At 68.6% G+C, this 16,262-nt stretch carries 16 protein-coding genes; 6 read left to right on the forward strand and 10 right to left on the reverse strand.

The annotated features are described in order from the left end of the window. Window positions 1–102 precede the first annotated feature (102 nt). The 6 genes from U4Y91_RS01715 to gstA all read right to left on the reverse strand — a co-directional run bounded on the left by U4Y91_RS01715 (window position 103) and on the right by gstA (window position 7,683). A complete protein-coding gene (locus U4Y91_RS01715) occupies window positions 103–471 on the reverse strand; it encodes a copper-binding protein (RefSeq protein WP_321802818.1) in 369 nt (122 codons plus the stop codon). Next, window positions 468–3,674, reverse strand: a complete 3,207-nt coding sequence (locus tag U4Y91_RS01720) for an efflux RND transporter permease subunit (protein WP_321802819.1) — start codon at window positions 3,672–3,674, stop codon at window positions 468–470. Before U4Y91_RS01720 ends, U4Y91_RS01715 begins: the two co-directional genes overlap by 4 nt. Then, window positions 3,671–5,194, reverse strand: a complete 1,524-nt coding sequence (locus tag U4Y91_RS01725; RefSeq protein ID WP_321802821.1) for an efflux RND transporter periplasmic adaptor subunit — start codon at window positions 5,192–5,194, stop codon at window positions 3,671–3,673. The genes U4Y91_RS01720 and U4Y91_RS01725 overlap by 4 nt, the downstream gene beginning before the upstream one ends. An 11-nt stretch (window positions 5,195–5,205) precedes the next feature. Next, window positions 5,206–6,495: a TolC family protein gene (locus tag U4Y91_RS01730; RefSeq protein ID WP_321802822.1), complete on the reverse strand. Its 1,290-nt coding sequence runs from the start codon at window positions 6,493–6,495 to the stop codon at window positions 5,206–5,208. Between the two features lie 91 nt (window positions 6,496–6,586). Next, the gene (locus tag U4Y91_RS01735) at window positions 6,587–6,967 is read right to left on the reverse strand and encodes a hypothetical protein (RefSeq protein WP_124487142.1); all 381 of its coding nucleotides are present in this window, start codon (window positions 6,965–6,967) and stop codon (window positions 6,587–6,589) included. An 83-nt stretch (window positions 6,968–7,050) separates the two neighbouring features. After that, the gene (gene gstA / locus U4Y91_RS01740) at window positions 7,051–7,683 is read right to left on the reverse strand and encodes a glutathione transferase GstA (protein WP_321802824.1); all 633 of its coding nucleotides are present in this window, start codon (window positions 7,681–7,683) and stop codon (window positions 7,051–7,053) included. Window positions 7,684–7,819: 136 nt separating this feature from the next. Here gstA and U4Y91_RS01745 point away from each other — a divergent pair, with 136 nt between their 5' ends. Together U4Y91_RS01745 and U4Y91_RS01750 are read left to right on the forward strand one after the other, a co-directional pair. Next, a complete protein-coding gene (locus U4Y91_RS01745) occupies window positions 7,820–8,176 on the forward strand; it encodes a helix-turn-helix domain-containing protein (protein WP_321802826.1) in 357 nt (118 codons plus the stop codon). A gap of 21 nt (window positions 8,177–8,197) precedes the next feature. Beyond that, a complete protein-coding gene (locus U4Y91_RS01750) occupies window positions 8,198–8,566 on the forward strand; it encodes a hypothetical protein (RefSeq protein ID WP_321802828.1) in 369 nt (122 codons plus the stop codon). A gap of 123 nt (window positions 8,567–8,689) precedes the next feature. Here U4Y91_RS01750 and U4Y91_RS01755 read toward each other — a convergent pair whose 3' ends face one another. Together U4Y91_RS01755 and U4Y91_RS01760 are read right to left on the reverse strand one after the other, a co-directional pair. After that, window positions 8,690–9,610 carry a LysR family transcriptional regulator gene (locus U4Y91_RS01755; RefSeq protein WP_321802829.1) on the reverse strand — a complete coding sequence of 307 codons (921 nt, stop codon included), beginning with the start codon at window positions 9,608–9,610 and terminating at the stop codon, window positions 8,690–8,692. 135 nt (window positions 9,611–9,745) lie between these two features. Next, window positions 9,746–11,206 carry an FAD-dependent oxidoreductase gene (locus U4Y91_RS01760; protein ID WP_321802831.1) on the reverse strand — a complete coding sequence of 487 codons (1,461 nt, stop codon included), beginning with the start codon at window positions 11,204–11,206 and terminating at the stop codon, window positions 9,746–9,748. 39 nt (window positions 11,207–11,245) lie between these two features. On the opposite strand from U4Y91_RS01760, the gene U4Y91_RS01765 reads away from it, so the two are divergent. Then, window positions 11,246–11,521 carry a hypothetical protein gene (locus tag U4Y91_RS01765; RefSeq protein WP_321802832.1) on the forward strand — a complete coding sequence of 92 codons (276 nt, stop codon included), beginning with the start codon at window positions 11,246–11,248 and terminating at the stop codon, window positions 11,519–11,521. Between the two features lie 26 nt (window positions 11,522–11,547). On the opposite strand, the gene U4Y91_RS01770 is transcribed toward U4Y91_RS01765, so the two are convergent. After that, the gene (locus tag U4Y91_RS01770; protein WP_059447616.1) at window positions 11,548–11,892 is read right to left on the reverse strand and encodes a cupin domain-containing protein; all 345 of its coding nucleotides are present in this window, start codon (window positions 11,890–11,892) and stop codon (window positions 11,548–11,550) included. Window positions 11,893–12,091: 199 nt separating this feature from the next. Between U4Y91_RS01770 and U4Y91_RS01775 the strand changes: the two genes are divergently transcribed. The 3 genes from U4Y91_RS01775 to U4Y91_RS01785 all read left to right on the forward strand — a co-directional run bounded on the left by U4Y91_RS01775 (window position 12,092) and on the right by U4Y91_RS01785 (window position 15,623). Next, window positions 12,092–13,000, forward strand: a complete 909-nt coding sequence (locus tag U4Y91_RS01775) for a helix-turn-helix transcriptional regulator (protein ID WP_321802835.1) — start codon at window positions 12,092–12,094, stop codon at window positions 12,998–13,000. Window positions 13,001–13,168: 168 nt separating this feature from the next. Then, window positions 13,169–14,119 carry an agmatinase gene (gene speB, locus U4Y91_RS01780; protein WP_321802836.1) on the forward strand — a complete coding sequence of 317 codons (951 nt, stop codon included), beginning with the start codon at window positions 13,169–13,171 and terminating at the stop codon, window positions 14,117–14,119. A gap of 22 nt (window positions 14,120–14,141) precedes the next feature. Next, window positions 14,142–15,623 (forward strand): aldehyde dehydrogenase family protein, encoded by a 1,482-nt coding sequence (locus tag U4Y91_RS01785; protein WP_321802838.1) that lies wholly within the window; start codon window positions 14,142–14,144, stop codon window positions 15,621–15,623. A 126-nt stretch (window positions 15,624–15,749) separates the two neighbouring features. On the opposite strand, the gene U4Y91_RS01790 is transcribed toward U4Y91_RS01785, so the two are convergent. After that, a complete protein-coding gene (locus tag U4Y91_RS01790; protein ID WP_321802839.1) occupies window positions 15,750–16,154 on the reverse strand; it encodes a nuclear transport factor 2 family protein in 405 nt (134 codons plus the stop codon). Window positions 16,155–16,262 lie beyond the last annotated feature (108 nt).

Consider the following 16,262-nt stretch of genomic DNA (forward strand, 5'->3'; position numbering starts at 1 on the left):
GCGCGTCGCCTGACAGGCGCACGCCCCCGAACGCTGCCGTCGTCACCGCACTGCGCTTGACGACGCTCGATGCGGGCGGCCATGCCGCCCGCATCCCCGCGCTTACGACGCCTTCACGAGCTTGACGATCGTCAGCGTGCCGTCGACGTTCTCGACGCGGACCTTCACCTTGTCACCCGCATGGACCTCGGCGAGCATGGCCGCGTCCTTCGCCTTGAACGCCATCGTCATCGGCGGCATCCCGACGTTCTCCAGCGCGCCATGCTTCAGCGTGATCTTGCCGCTCGCGGCATCGACCTTCTTCACTTCGGCATCGGTCAGCGCGGCATGCGACTCGGCCGCGCCGCCCGACGACATCTTCATGCCGGGCATGTCCATGCCCGACATGTCGCCCGCGGCAAGCGCGGGCATGGCGAACACGCCGGTCGCGAGCACGGCGGCGGCAGCGGCAATCAATTGACTCATCTTCATCGAGACTCTCCAGTGGGGGTGGACGGCACGTTCATGCCGTGAGGAACTGCATCGGAATGCCGCTGACGGCTCGCGCCTCGCGCACGACGGCGCTGCAGCAGAAGCCACGCGGCGGGAATGACGAACATCGACAGCAGCGGCGCGGTGATCATGCCGCCGACCATCGGCGCGGCGATGCGCTGCATCACTTCGGAGCCGGCGCCGTGTCCGACCATGATCGGCACGAGGCCGGCCAGCACGACGGCGACCGTCATCGCTTTCGGCCGCACGCGCAGCACCGCGCCTTCGCGAATCGCGTCGAGCAGCACGGCATCGGTCAGCGGCGCGCCGGCATCGAGGCGGCGCTGCAGCGCGCCCTTCAGGTACAGCAGCATCACGACGCCGAACTCGGCGGCCACGCCCGCCAGCGCGATGAAGCCCACCGACGTCGCGACCGACACCGCGTGGCCCAACGCCCAGACGAGCCAGAAGCCGCCGATCAGCGCGAACGGCACCGTGGACATCAGCAGCAGCGCATCGGCCGCGGAGCCGAACGTGACGAACAGCAGCACGAAGATCACGACGAGCGTCACCGGCACCACGGTGCGCAGCGTCGCCGCCGCGCGTTCGAGATACTCGAACTGTCCCGACCACGCGATCGAATAGCCGGGCGGCAATGCGACCTGTTGCGCAACGACCTGCCGCATCGCACGGACTGCCGTACTCAGGTCGGTGCCGCGGATATCGACGTACACATAGCCGGACAGCCGCGCGTTCTCGCTGCGGATCATCGGCGGCCCGTCGGCGATCGCGATGCGCGCGACGTCGCCGAGGCGGATCTGCGCGCCGCGCGCGGTGACGACCGGCAGTTGCCGCAGGTTCTCGAGCGAATCGCGGAGCTCGCGCGGATAGCGGAGGTTGATCGGGAACCGCTCGCGCCCCGCGATCACTTCGCCGACATCCTCGCCGCCGATCGCCGACGACACCACCGACTGGATGTCGGCCACCGACAGCCCGTAGCGCGCGGCCGCGAGCCGGTCGACGTCGACGTCGAGGTAGCGGCCGCCGTTCAGCCGTTCCGCGAGCGCGGACGTGACGCCCGGCACGTGTTTCACCGCCGCCTCGACCTGCGTCGCGATCGCGTCGATCCCCGCCAGGTCCGGCCCGGAAATCTTCACGCCGACCGGCGTCTTGATGCCGGTGGACAGCATGTCGAGCCGGTTGCGGATCGGCGGCACCCACACGTTCGACAGGCCCGGCACCTTCACCGTGCGATCGAGTTCGTCGACGAGCTTCTCCGGCGTCATCCCCGGCCGCCATGCGCTGCGCGGCTTGAAGCGGATCGTCGTTTCGAACATCTCGAGCGGCGCGGGATCGGTCGCCGTATCCGCGCGCCCCGACTTGCCGAACACCGTGTCGACCTCGGGCACGGTCTTGATCAGCCGGTCGGTCTGCTGCAGCAGTTCGCTCGCCTTGTCGGCCGAGATGCCCGGCAGCGCGGTCGGCATGTACAGCAGATCGCCTTCGTCGAGCGGCGGCATGAACTCGCCGCCGAGACGCGACAACGGCACGACGGTCAGCAACAGCGCGGCGAGCGCGACGCCGATCGCGCGCCACGGGCGCCGCAGCGTCGCTTCGAGCAGCGGCCGGTACACGCGGGTCAGCACGCGGTTGATCGGGTTCGCGTGCTCGGGTGGAATGCGGCCGCGCACGAGATACCCCATCAGCACGGGCACCAGCGTCACCGACAGCGCGGCCGCGGCGGCGATCGTGTAGGTCTTCGTGAACGCGAGCGGCGCGAACAGCTTGCCTTCCTGCCCTTCGAGCGAAAACACCGGAACGAACGACAGCGTGATGATCAGCAGCGAGAAAAACAGCGCCGGCCCGACCTCCGCGGCCGACGTCGCGACCAGCTCCCAGCGCTGCGCAGTCGTGATCGGCTCGCCGGGATGCGCGTGGCCGTATGCCTCCAGATGCTTGTGCGCGTTCTCGATCATCACGATCGCCGCATCGATCATCGCGCCGATCGCGATCGCGATGCCGCCCAGCGACATCAGGTTCGCGTTCACGCCCTGGTAGCGCATCACGATGAACGCGGCCAGCACGCCGAGCGGCAGCGACAGGATCGCGACGAACGCGCTGCGCAGGTGGAACAGGAACACCGCGCAGACGATCCCGACGATCACGAACTCCTCGATCAGCTTGTCCCGGAGGTTGTCCACCGCGCGCTCGATCAATTGCGAGCGGTCGTAGGTCGTGACGATATCCACGCCGGGCGGCAGCGAACGCTTCAGGTCGGCGAGCTTCGCCTTCACCGCGTCGATCGTCGTCAGCGCGTTCTTGCCCGATCGCATCACGACGACGCCGCCCGCCACCTCGCCCTGCCCGTCCAGCTCCGCGATCCCGCGCCGCATCGCCGGGCCGACCTGGATGCGCGCGACGTCGCCGAGCAACACTGGCGTACCCGCGTCGTCGGAGCGCAGCACCACGTGCCGGAAGTCGTCGAGCGTGCGCAGGTAGCCGGACGAACGCACCATGTACTCCGACTCGGCCAGCTCGACGACCGAGCCGCCCGATGCCTGGTTCGCCTTGCCGAGCGCGTCCGCGACCGCCGCCTGCGTGATGCCATACGCGCGCAGCTTGTCCGGATCGAGCACGACCTGGTACTGGCGCACCATCCCGCCGACGCTCGCCACTTCCGACACGTCCGGCACGGCCTTCAGCTCGAACTTCAGGAACCAGTCGTTGAGCGCACGCAGTTGCCCGAGGTCGTGACGGCCGGTGCGATCGACGAGTGCGTACTCGTACACCCAGCCGACCCCGGTCGCATCCGGCCCGAGCGACACGGTCGCGCCCGCGGGCAGGCGGCTCTGCACCTGGCTCAGGTATTCGAGTACGCGCGAACGTGCCCAGTACGGGTCGGTGTGGTCGTCGAACAGCACGTAGACGAACGCGTCGCCGAACGACGAGTACGCGCGCACGGTTTTCGCGCCCGGCACGCCGAGCAGCGTCGTCGTCAGCGGATAGGTGACCTGGTCCTCGACGACCTGCGGCGCCTTGCCCGGATACGACGCCTTGACGATCACCTGCGTGTCCGACAGGTCGGGCAGCGCATCGAGCGGCGTCTGCCGCAGCGCATGCACGCCCCACGCCGCGATCAGCACGGTGGCGAGCAGCACCAGGAAGCGGTTGCGGACGGACCAGCGAATCACGTGCGCGATCATCGCGTGCCTCCCTGCGGCTCGACCTTCGTCAGCCGGTAGCCGTCGTCGCGCTGCATGAACGCGAAACGCACCGTCTGGCCAGCCTTCACGTCCGGGAACGCGTGTGCCGACGGCTTGCCGAACGCCATCGTCATCGCGCCCCAGCCGAGTGCCGGCACCGGCTGATGCGAGAACGTGATGTCGTCGTCGGTGACGTGCTCGACCTTGCCGGTGGTTTCGTACACCGGCGCGGCCGCGGCGGCCGGCGCTTGCGCCGCGCTCGCGCCCGCCGCGCCCGCCGCGCCTTCCAGCCGCGGCAGCACGCTTTTCAGGCTCGCTTCCGAATCGATCAGGAACTGCCCCGATGCGACGACCGTATCGCCTTCGCTCAACCCGTCGAGCACTTCCGTGTCGCCGCCGACGTCGTTGCCCACCGTCACCGGCACCGGCCGGAGCCGGCCGTCGCCCGCCTTCACGATGACGATCGTGCGCTTGCCGGTCGCGATCACCGCTTCGGACGGCACCAGCAGGCGCGACACCGCCTTCTGCGCCGCGACATGCACGCGCATCAGCATGCCGGGCGTGAGCCTGAGCGCCGCATTGTCGATCTCCACGCGCGCCTGCAGCGTGCGGCTACCCGTGCTGATGCCGGGCAGCACTTCGCGGATGCGGCCGGTGAAGTGCCGCGCCGGATCGCCCGCGAACGTCGCGTCGACCGCCATCCCCGGCTGCACGTTCAGCGCGAGCGCTTCCGGCACCTCGACGATGAGCCAGAGCGTCGACAGCCCGGCGATCTTCGCGAGCGTCTGTCCCGGCGCGACCATCGCGCCGTCCCGCACGTTCAGTTCGCTGACGACGCCGGTTTGCGGCGCGCTCAGCACGACGTGCGTCTGCGCGCGGCCGGTGCGATCGAGCGCGGCGATCATCGCGTCGGGCATCGACAGCGCACGCATCCGCGCGCGCGATGCATCGAGCAGGCTGCCGTCCATCCCGCCCCGCTTGAGCGCGAGATATTCCTCCTGCGGCGCGAGCCATTCCGGCACGAACAGCGACGCGATCGGCGCGCCCTTTTCGATGCGCTGCATCGGCGCCCGTGCGTAAAGCCGGTCGATGTAGCCGGTGACGCGCGACTGCACGACGTCCGCGCGCGATTCGTCGAATTGCGTGGTGCCCACCGCGTCGAAGCCGTCCGCCGTCTGCTGCCGGCGCACGGTCGCATAGCGGATGCCGAGATTCTGCTGCAGGCCCGGATCGATCCGGATGCCCCGTGCATCGCCGCCCTCGTCCGCATAGACGGGCTGCAATTGCATGTCCATGAACGGCGACTTCCCCGGTTTGTCGAAGTGCTGGTTCGGCACCATCGGGTCGTGCCAGTACAGCACCTTGCGTCCTGCCTGCGAATCGGGCGTGCCTGCCGCCGCGACGGCAGCCGTTGCCGCGCCGCCCGATGCATGGCGCATGCCCGCGACGTAACCCGCGCCGAGCAGCGCCGCGCCCGCGCATGCCAGCAGCACCGCACGCGCCAGTGATTGCTTCGTCATGAGGTTCTCCTTCACTGCGCGGCGGCCATCGTCGACGGCACGACCTGATATTCGAGTTGCGCCCAGGTCCGCGACACGTCGCGTCCGAGCTCGAGCACCTGCACCTGCGCGTCCAGTTGCGCGCGCCGGGCGGCGAACGTGTCGGCGAGCGAACCGGTGCCGGCCCGGTAGGCGGCCGTGGCGAGCTGCACGCGCTGCCCGGCGGCGGGCAACAGCGATTCGCGCAGGGTCGCGAGGCGTTCGCGGCCGCTTGCCAGCGTCTCGGACTGCGTGCGGATATCGGCTTGCACCTGACGCAGCGTGTCCTCGTACATCAGGCGCGCCTTCGTCGCGAGCGCGGCCTTTTCGGCGACGTCGCGGTTCTGCCGGTTCTTGCGATTGAGCGGCAACGGGATCGTGACGCCGACGGACACCATGTTCGAATACGCGCCGCCGCGCTGCTGGTACGCGATCTCCCACGTCCAGTTCGGGCTGCGCTCGCTGTCGGCCACCGCGGCGTCGGCCTCGGCGACCGCGATGTCGTCCGCGGCGGCGACGAGCGCCGGTTGCGACACGCGCAGTTCGTCCGGCGGCAACGACGATACGAAGGATTCGGGTGCGGGCGGCGTACCCGACACGTCCGTGACGGGCGCAGCCGTCCAGCGGCCGAGCGCGATGAGTGCGGTGCGATAGGCCTGCCGCGCGTCGAGCACCTGATCCTGCGTTTGCGCCAGCATCGCGCGTGCCTGGACGACCTCGCCCGCGCTCGCCTTCGCGCCGCGATACGACGCCTGCGTCGCATCGAGCTCATGCTGCATGTGATCGAGCAGCGCCTGGCGAAGCGCGAGCGCCTGCTTCGCGTAGAGGGCGTCGAGCCAGGCCGCCGCGGTCCGCTGGCGCACCGTGGCCAGCTGCACGAGATAGTCCGCGCGTTCGCGGCCGACTCGCTCGTCGGCAAGCGCCGCGCGCAGCCGCCGCTTGTCGCCGGACACCCATTCCTGCTCGATGCCGATGCGGCGCATCGTCATGAAGTCCTGGCCGACGGTGAAGCGCTGCCCGCCGTTGACCGGCAGGTTGTCGATGCCGGCCTTGAGCATCGGGTCCGGCAGCTGGCCGGCCTTGACTGCCGCTTCCGAACTCGCGCGCACCGAAGCCTGCGCGGCCTGCATCGACGCGGAACGTTCGGTGGCGGCCTGCAGCGCGGCGTCCAGCGTGACGGGCGACTGCTGCGCATGGGCGCCCGCCGCCAGCAGCGCCGCCCAAAGCACGGGCGCGCGCCGGCACGCACGCCGCATGCGCGGCGTGCAGAAATCGAATGACATGGTGTAACCCCAAGTCGGAACCCGAATGGATTCCACGTCCCGAACACGGGACGAACCTCACCGCCTCGGCGGTGAACCGGTCAAATCGGGATCAGCTGATGCGGGGCGGGCGCCACAACCCGTTCGGGTCGCGGATCGGGACAGACTGCGCGTAGTGGAAGACGATCGTGCTGGCGAATGCAGCGGGACGGCTCACATCGGCGCGGGCGGCCGGGTGATAGAGACTGCCGAACTGGCATTGGGCCGTCACCTTGCAGGCCATGCCCTTCGCTTTGGCCTTCGTGGTGTCGGTGGGCGACGCTTTCATCGAATCGCAGCCGCTCATGTCGGCGGACATGCTCATGCCCGCGTTCGCTTCCATCGACATCGTGTGCTGCATCGGACATTCACCGGTCAAGCCGCTGGCTGCCAGCCCGCTGATGGGCAGCACCGCGCAAAGCAGCAGCAGGATGAAGGTCCGAAGCAGTTTCATGGCGGCGATTATAGCGCGGCGGTTTGCGGTATGGCGCGGCGACGTGTGCGGCTTCTCACGGTCTCCGGCGCCGCCCCCACGCGCTAGCGTGCCAGCCCGTCCGCGGCGAGCACCTGCTGCACGGCCGGCCGCGCCCGCACCCGCTCGTACCACGCGCGCAGGTTCGCATGGCGGCTCAGGTCGATGTCCGCGTTGTACACCGAGCGCATCCAGTCGGCCTTGCCCCAGCCCGTCAGCGCGAACAGATACGCATCGGCGATCGTGAACGTGTCGCCCGTCACATACGGGTTGCCGTCGAGCTGCCGGTCGATCCATGCAAAGCGGCTGTCGAGCTTCTGCCGCACCGGGTCGACGTATTGCCCCGCCTGCACCGCGTACAGCAGCGGGATGAAGCCCTTGTGGATCTCGGTGCCGAGGAAGTTCAGCCATTCCATCAGCCGGTAGCGGGCGAGCGTGCCGTACGCGGGCGCGAGCCGCGCTTCGGGGCGCCGGTCCGCGAGATACTGCGCGATCACCGGTCCTTCGCGCAGCATCGTGCCGTCGTCGAGTTCGAGCAGCGGCACGTAGCCGAGTTCGGTCACGTCGTAGTAATTGCGCCCGTCTTCAATGACGTGTTTGCGCGCGTCGACCTTGATGACCTCCGCGTCGATACCGCTTTCGCGCAGCACGATGCAGATGGCCTGCGAACAACTGCCGGGAGCGTGGTAAAGCTTCATGCGTTTCCTTGGTTGGATGGTTCGACTATCGATTCGCCGCGACGCGGGCGCTAATATCTCGCATCGGCGCCACGCCGGGAAGACGGCAGTCGTTTGTGCCGTAGTCACAAAAAAGTTACCGACCAGGGTCAGTGGCATGAAAACGAGTGCGACAGGATGTTCCGTGGAAGAAGCGATGCGCATGCTCGGCGGCCGCTGGCGGCTGCTGCTCGTGTCGTATCTGCTCGACGGGTCGAAGCGCTTCAGCGACCTGCGCCGCGACATGCCGGGCATCTCGCAGCGGATGCTCACGCTCGATCTGCGCGCGCTCGAGGACGCCGGCTTCGTGCGGCGCACCGTGTATCCGGACGTGCCGGTGCGCGTCGAGTACGATCTGACCGCGGACGGCGACCGGCTGCGGCCCGTCGTCGAGGTCATGCGCGAATTCGGGCTGTGGCTGAAGGCGCGCGATGCGCATGGCGAGGTCGAAGCGCAAGCCGCGCTGCCCCGATAACCCCTTACCGAGAGAAACATCATGGAACTACACGCTACCGTCGGCGCGGCCACGTCCGATGTCGACGACGACGAAAGCTTCGCGAACATCTATTGCCACGACGCGGCGCAGAACTATTGCTTCTCGCTGCTGCGCTTTCCGGAGGAAACGTCGATCGAGGTGATGGTGCTCGACCAGTTCACCGCGCACGTGAATGATCTGTCGGTGCGGCTCACAGGCGACACGCTCGACGTCGAACTCGATGAGCGCACCGCCGCGAGGCTCGACGGCAACACGCATTACGTGATCCATCTTGCGCCCGGCGAACACGATCCCGTCGCGCTGCGCGCCGCGCTGAAGGAAATCTTCGACGGCAAGAGCGGATATCGCGACGACAGCGCAAGCGCGTAACGCGGCCCGCCCGATACTCGTCCATATCCCACGCGTTCGCGCTCCGCCCGTGACACGCGTTTCGCGATTCCAGCCGCTGCGCCTCGCGCCCGCGGGGCTGCCCGGCCTCACGGGCGGCACGCGCTACGCAGCCAGCGCAACTGCCTTGATGTTGAACGCGCGCAGCAAGTCCTCGCGGAACGCATCGACGATCGGCTTGCCGCTCGCGTTGCGCTTCATCGCGAGATGCAGCGGCACATCGAAGCCGAACGTCTCACGGCCGACCGCTTTCACGAGCCCGCGCTGCTCGAAGGGCTCCGCGTAATGCGCGGGCAGGTAGCCGAGATGGCCGCCCGACAGGATCAGGATCGTCGCGGCCTCGATGCTGTCCGCGCTCGCGGTCACGCGCCGCTCCGGCAGCGGACACTGTTCCTCCGGCACCGGATACGTACGCCACACCCAGTCGTGCGCCTGCAGGTCGTCCATCGACACCGGCCGCGACACATGGAACAGCGGATGACCGCGACCGCAGTAGATCACCTGTTCCTCGGTAAACAACGGCGTGTAGTCGAGCCCCGGCACGCGATGCCAGAAATACCCGATCGCGAAATCGAGCTGGTTGTTGACGAGGCCTTCCTCGAGTTCCTGCGGCGATGCGACCTTCATCGAGAACGTGACGGCCTGGTCGCGCTTGCGGAACGTGCCGATCGCGTCGGCGACGCGCGCGTTCTCGACGAGCGGCGCCTGCCCGATCAGCCCGATCGACAACGTGCCGACCAGCTTGCGGTCGATGTCGCGCACGCGCGCGACGAACTCCGACGTCGCCGCGACCAGCGTGCGCGCCGTGGCCGCGAAGCGTTCGCCCTTCGATGTCAGCCGAAAGCCGCCGCGACCGCGGTCGCACAGCTTGAAGCCGACACGCGCTTCCAGCGCGGAGAGCTGCGTGCTGATCGTCGACTGCCGCACGCCGAGCGATGCCTCGGCGGCCGTGATGCCGCGTGCATCGACGACGGCCAGGAAGACCCGGATGAGCCGGAGATCGAGATCGGTGGTATTCGAAAACATGCTTCAAGCCGCTGCGCTTCTCGCGCGTTGCCGGGGCGGCACGACACCGGCCGTCCTCGCCGATGAACCTGACCGGACGCGCGCCGTCATCGGCAACGGCACGCGCCCTACCCGTCGTTCCTGAACGACCGTCGCTTACATCGGGAAGCCCATCGCCTTGAGCCCGTTGATCCACGCGCGCTTCCAGCCGCCGTCGGCATCCGCGCCGTCGAACGCGTGGAACGTGATCTTCGCGGCGACCCAGCGCATCGGCTCGGGCGGGATGTAGCTCGGGCTCTGGTTCGCGATGTCGAGCTTGCGCTCCGGGCTGTCGCGGTCGAACAGGATGTTCAGCCCCATGAACGCGCCGAACCGGCTCGCCGCGACGCCGAAGCCCGTGTAGCCGGCGACGAACACGGCCTTGCCGCCGAGATAGCGCTTCGCGAACACCGAGCCGCGCGAGCAGTAGTCGATCGGGCCGCCCCACGCGTGCGAGAAGCGCACGTCGGCGAGTTGCGGGAACGTCCGGTAGAACGCTTCCGCGAGCCGGTAGTAGGTTTCGCGCCGGCCGTCCTGATGCGGTTCCGGGTCGCCGTCGAAGTGATAGCTGACCAGCCCGCCGAAGATGATGGTGTTGTTCTTCGTCAGCCGGAAATAGTTGAGCTGCGTGCGCGTGTCGTACACGCCCTGGCGATTCTTCCAGCCGATCCGCGCGAGCTGTTCGTCGGTGAGCGGCTCGGTCGCGAGCACGTGATCGCGCACCTGCATCACGCGGCGATTGATATCAGGAATGCCAACCTTTGCGGTGCCGCTGCCGAACACCACACGCGGCGCGCGCACGCTGCCCTTCGGCGTCGTCACGAACACCGTGCCGCCTTCGTCGGTCACCGTCGTGAGCGGCGTGTGCTCGTACAGCTTCACGCCGAGCTGCAGCGCCGCGCGCTTGAGCCCCCACGCGAGCTTCGCCGGATGCACGATGCCGCTGCGGTTACGCGACCACAGCGCGCCCGCGAACAGCGGCGAGTTCAGTTGCTCGAGCGTTTCCTCGCGGTTCAGCAGCACGACGTCGTGCCCGTATTCGCGATGCAGGTCGTAGTCGCCCTTCAGGTGCGCGATGTGCTCAGGGTCCACCGCGACCGTCATCTCGCCGTTCCACTCGATGTCGGCGTCGATGGCGTAGCGCTTCAGCGTGTCCTCGAAGCCGTCGAGGTTGTGGTGGCCGAATGCCTCGAGCTGTGCGATGTCGTTCGGGAACACGCGCACCGCGTTCGGCAGCCCGTGCATCACCGACGTCGAGATGATCCCGCCCGCGCGGCCCGACGCGCCGTGCGCGACCTTGCCGGCCTCGATCAGCACCACGTTCAGGTGCGGCATCTGTTCCTTCGCCTGCACGGCCGTCCACAGCCCGGTGAAGCCGCCGCCGACGACCAGCAGGTCGGCCGTCACGTCGCCGACGAGTTCCGGCTCGGCGGCCGGCGCGGCCGGGTTGTCGAGCCAGTACGGGAACAGTTTCGTATTCGCGAGCGCCTCGGCGGCGCTCAGTGCGACCGGTGCGTGACGCGCGGCGTGCGCGTGAGCCGGTGCGGCTTGTGTTGCTTCGTTGACTTCCATTTCCATGATCCCAGCCATCCCACGTGATCGCGGCCCGCGCATGCGATGCGTGCACGGCGTGCTGAATTCGCCGAACTTGCCGAACTTGCCGAACTTGCCGAACTTGCCGAATTTGCCGAATTTGCCGAATTTGCCGATTTCAGCGATTTCAGCGATTCCGCCGATTCCGCCGATTACTTCGGTTGCCTCGATTGCTTCGGCTGCGCCGACGGTGACGATCGGCGCCATGCACCGCAAGCCGCGACGCGCGCCTTCGACACCCGCGCGCCGGACGTCGCTTGCGGTCGATCAAAGACGCCGCCGGGCCTCGCGCCAACCTGACGACGACGCCACGGCGGCCGCTCACATCACGACTTCTCGAGCAGCACGTAGAACTTCTTCGCGTCCTCGATCGTTTCCCAGCGGCCCGCGAAACCGGCCGGCAGCAGATAGCCCTGGCCCGGCGTGAATTCCTTGCGGTTGCCCTCCACGTCGGTCAGCGCGATCCGGCCCTCGACGAGCCACACCGCTTCGTCCGCCGCGGTTTCCGGGAACTCCACGGAGCCGACCTTGCCCTCCCACCAGCCGATGAGGTAGCTGCCGCTCTTGCCTTCGGCCGCGCGCCAGTCGCTTTCGTCCATCCCGAAGTCGAGCTTCGTGAATTCGCCAATGCCTGCGCCCAGCGGCAGGATGTCCTTGATCAGTTTGGTCATCTGAATCGTTCGTCTCTCGATTGAAAAAAGCAGAGACAAAGTTACTCATTTACACTGCCCCGGTATGCCCCCCTGCGGGGGGGACAAGCTGCGTTTTCCGGGGCAAGCCGGTCGGCACGGCAGCTGCCGGTATTTCCCCCTACTGACGTTTCAGGCCGCAACCGCTAGAATCGCGCCGCTTTTCACCCGGGGGAACCGCATGCTGCTCAACGTGAACCCCTTCCACCGCGACACCGACCGCTTCAACGTGTCGTTCAAGGCGCTGGGCGAGCTGATCGAAACGGTCGGCACGCCGCACTTCGTGCCGCGTCTCACGCAACTGCTGAACGACGTCGTGCCGCTCGACGTCGCGCACGTCGAGCGCTCGCGCGTCGACGGCACGATGCCCACCGGCTACCGCTGCGAATGGATCGGCAGCAGCGGCATCGGCACCGCGACCGCCGAGATCTCCGACGTGATGACGCTCTACTACGAGCGCTTTCTCGACAGCGACCCGCTGTTCGCGGGGCTGCGCGGCAAGACGGGCACGATGCTGGTCGTGCGCGACATCGCGGCGATCCCGCCCGGCGAATTCCGCCAGCGGCTGTTCGACGACGTGCATATCGGCCATGAATGCGTGCTCGCGCGCGGCACCCGCTATGCGCAGCATTCGATCGCGCTGGAACGCGGCCGCGACCGCCCGCCGTTCACGCTCGCCGAAATGAACCGCTTTCGCAGCGTCAGCGACGTGCTGTTCCCGCTGCTCGAGCTGCACGCATCGACCACCGCCGCGCGGCGCATCGCGCACCCGACGCCCGACGTGCATCCGCTCGCGCAGTTCGACGCGCGGATCGCGGCCGACGGCGTGAAGCTGTCGAAGCGCGAATACGAGACCTGCAAGCACCTGATCTCCGGCAAGACCGTGCCGGAAACCGCCGACATCCTCGGCGTGCGCGTCGCGTCGGCCGAGTCGTACGTGAAGCGTGCGTTCGCGAAGCTCGGGGTGCGCACGAAGCGCGAGCTCGCTGCGTGGGGCGCGGCCGTGCCGGCGTTTCCTGCCGCGGCAATGCGTGACCACGTAGGCGACGGAGGCAACGACGCCGGCACGCCGCCCGCGATCGCCGGCTGATCCGGTCGCGCGTCGACGGTCGCCCGCCGCCGGTCGCGCCGCGTCGATGCGGCGGCGCCGTTCGCATCGAGACCCGTCGATGTAAACGTTGCGACTTCAAGATCTTCGCGCCCGCGTTCTCCTCTACCATCGGCCGATCGCTTTTCACCAGAAAGAGGAGACGGCCCCATGCACCGCGAACTGAACCAGCCGATGGGCGGCAACGAGATGCCGCGCTTCGGCGGCATCGCCACGATGATGCGCCTGCCGCAGGCCGACACGACCGACGGCCTCGACGTGTGCTTCGTCGGCGTGCCGCTCGACCTCGGCACGTCGAACCGCTCCGGTTCGCGCTTCGGCCCGCGCCAGATCCGCACCGAATCCGTGCTGCTGCGCCCGTACAACATGGCCACGCGCGCGGCACCGTTCGATTCGCTGCAGGTCGCCGACATCGGCGACGTCGCGACCAACCCGTATGACCTGAAGGATTCGGTGCGCCGCATCGAGGACGCGTATGACGAGATCGTCGCGAACGGCTGCCGGCCGATCACGCTCGGCGGCGACCACACGATCGCCTGGCCGATCCTGCGCGCGCTGCACAGGAAATACGGCAAGGTCGCCGTGGTGCACGTCGACGCGCACGCGGACGTGAACGACACGATGTTCGGCGAGAAGATCGCGCACGGCACGCCGTTCCGCCGCGCGGTGGAAGACGGCCTGCTGCAATGCGACAAGGTCACGCAGATCGGCCTGCGCGGCACCGGCTATCACGCGGACGATTTCGACTGGTGCCGCCAGCAGGGCTTCACCGTCGTGCAGGCGGAGGAATGCTGGAACCGGTCGCTCGCGCCGCTGATGGCGCAGGTGCGCGAACGCGTCGGCGACACGCCGGTGTATCTCAGCTTCGACATCGACGGTCTCGATCCGTCGTTCGCGCCCGGCACCGGCACGCCGGAAATCGGCGGCCTGTCGGTGCAGCAGGGTCTCGAGATCATTCGCGGGATGAAGGGGCTGAACCTCGTCGGCGCGGATCTCGTCGAAGTGTCGCCGCCGTACGATCCGACCGGCACCACCGCGCTCGTCGGCGCGAACCTCGCATTCGAGATGCTCTGCGTGATGCCGGGCGTCGCCTACCGCTAACCCGATCGACAGGAACACGTTCATGTCCACCGCCGAGCTTTCCCCTTCCGCCGCGGCCATCGTGCTGCCCGCCGCGCGCATCGCCGGCCAGCCCGTGCGCACGCATTCCGATGAAGCCGGCGCGCCGATCTTCAATGCGTCGACCGGCGAGACGATCGGCTGGCAGGAATTCGCGACGGCCGCGCACGTCGACGCCGCGGTCCACGCCGCGCGCGACGCGTTCGCCGGCTGGCGCGACACGCCGCCCGCCGAGCGCGGCCGCCTGCTCGCGACGATCGCCGAGCGCGTCGAAGCCGACCGCGAGCGGCTCGCGGCGCTGCAGATGCAGGTGAGCGGCAAGCCGCCTTTCGAGGCCGACGCCGACGTCGGCGACGTCGCCGCGACGTTCGCGTATTACGCGACGCTGTGCGGGAACCCGGCGCTGTTCGAGGCCGAGCCCGTCGCGTTGCCGAGCGACACCGTCGCGGCCGAGCGCTTCTACGACGCGGTCGGCGTCGCCGCGCTGATCATGCCGTGGAACTTCCCGATGGTCACGACCGCGTGGAAGCTCGCGCCCGCGCTCGCGGCCGGCTGCACGGTCGTGCTGAAGCCGTCCGAGCTGACGTCGCCGGCCGAGCACGCGCTGCTCGACCTGATCGCCGAAGCCGGCGTGCCGGACGGCGTCGTCAACGTCGTGAACGGCGGCGCCGAGGTCGGCGCGGCGCTGACCGCGCATCCGCTGATCGACAAGATCTCGTTTACCGGCAGCACGGCCGCCGGCCGCAAGGTCATGCAGGCCGCGGCCGAGGACATGAAGCGCGTGACGCTCGAACTCGGCGGCAAGTCGTCGCTGATCGTGCGCGACGACGCCGATCTCGACACCGCGGTGTCGCTCGCGGTCGCCGGCGCCTTCACGAACGCGGGCCAGATGTGCTCGGCCACCGCGCGCATCCTCGTGCACGACAGCCTCTATCGCAGCTTCATGGCCGCGTTCGAGACGGCCGTGCGCGCGCTCGTCGTCGCGCCGCCTGCCACCGCAGAGGTCGCGATGGGGCCGATGATCTCGGCCGCGCAGCGCACGCGCGTCGAGGCGATGCTCGCGCAAGGCATCGCGGCGGGCGCGCGCGTCGCGTTCAGCGGGCGCGTCGCCGAGGCCGGCGGCAATGGCTTCTTCATGGCGCCGGTCGTGGTCGCGGAGCCGGCCGCCGACAACCTGCTGTGGACCGACGAGGTGTTCGGCCCGGTCGCGTGCGTGAAGTCGTTCCGCACCGACGACGAGGCGATCGCGCTCGCGAACGACACGCGCTACGGGCTCGTCGCGACCGTCGTGACGCGCGACGCGGAAGTCGCGAAGCAGTTCCAGGCACGCGTGCGCGCCGGGCTCGTGTGGATCAACGCGCCGCAACTCATCTACCCGCATGTGTGCTGGGGCGGCTTCGGGCTCAGCGGGATCGGCCGCGAACTCGGCGTGACAGGCCTGCGCAGCTACCAGGAACTGCGCCACGCGATGCGCGCGATCGATTGACCTGGGCGGCCGTTCAGGCCGCCGGCAGCACCGTGCCCGGCGGGCCGGCGCGGCACCGCGGGCCATGCCGGCCGCGCCGGATGCCGAAGCCGCCGGGCACCGCAGCCCGGCACGTCTTCGGCACCGTCACCGTCGATGCGCGGCCGCTTCGGCCTCGGTATCGTGATACTCGACGAACGCCGCGATCTTCCCGCTTTCGATCGTGAGCAGGTGCACCCAGTCGTCTTCGTAAGTGCGCCCGGTCGAGTGGACACGCCAGCGTTGCGTGCCGAGCACGACGACCCGGTTGCCGCTCGCGATGAACTCGAGCGGCTCGAAGCGTTCTGCGGTCTGCGTTGACGCAAGCGCCGCGAAGAACGCCGCGACATCCTGCGGCCCGTGTCGTCTGCCGACGAACGGAACGACGTCGGCCGGCCCGGGGATGAACCAGTCGACGCTGTCGGACAGCGTCTGCAGAATGCCCTCGATATCGGCGCGGCCGAACGCCGCGTATGCCTGCTGCACGAGTTGCACGTTGTCTTGCTCGCTCATCGCCCCCTCCCGTCATTGCCGGTTCGCCGCGTCGCGGCGCGGAATTCCGGCCGCGGACAATTCAGCATAGTCGAACCGCGAGGCGGCCCCCATGAGGGTCTCCGGCAA

Source organism: Burkholderia sp. BCC1993 (assembly GCF_905339865.1).
Classification (GTDB): domain Bacteria; phylum Pseudomonadota; class Gammaproteobacteria; order Burkholderiales; family Burkholderiaceae; genus Burkholderia.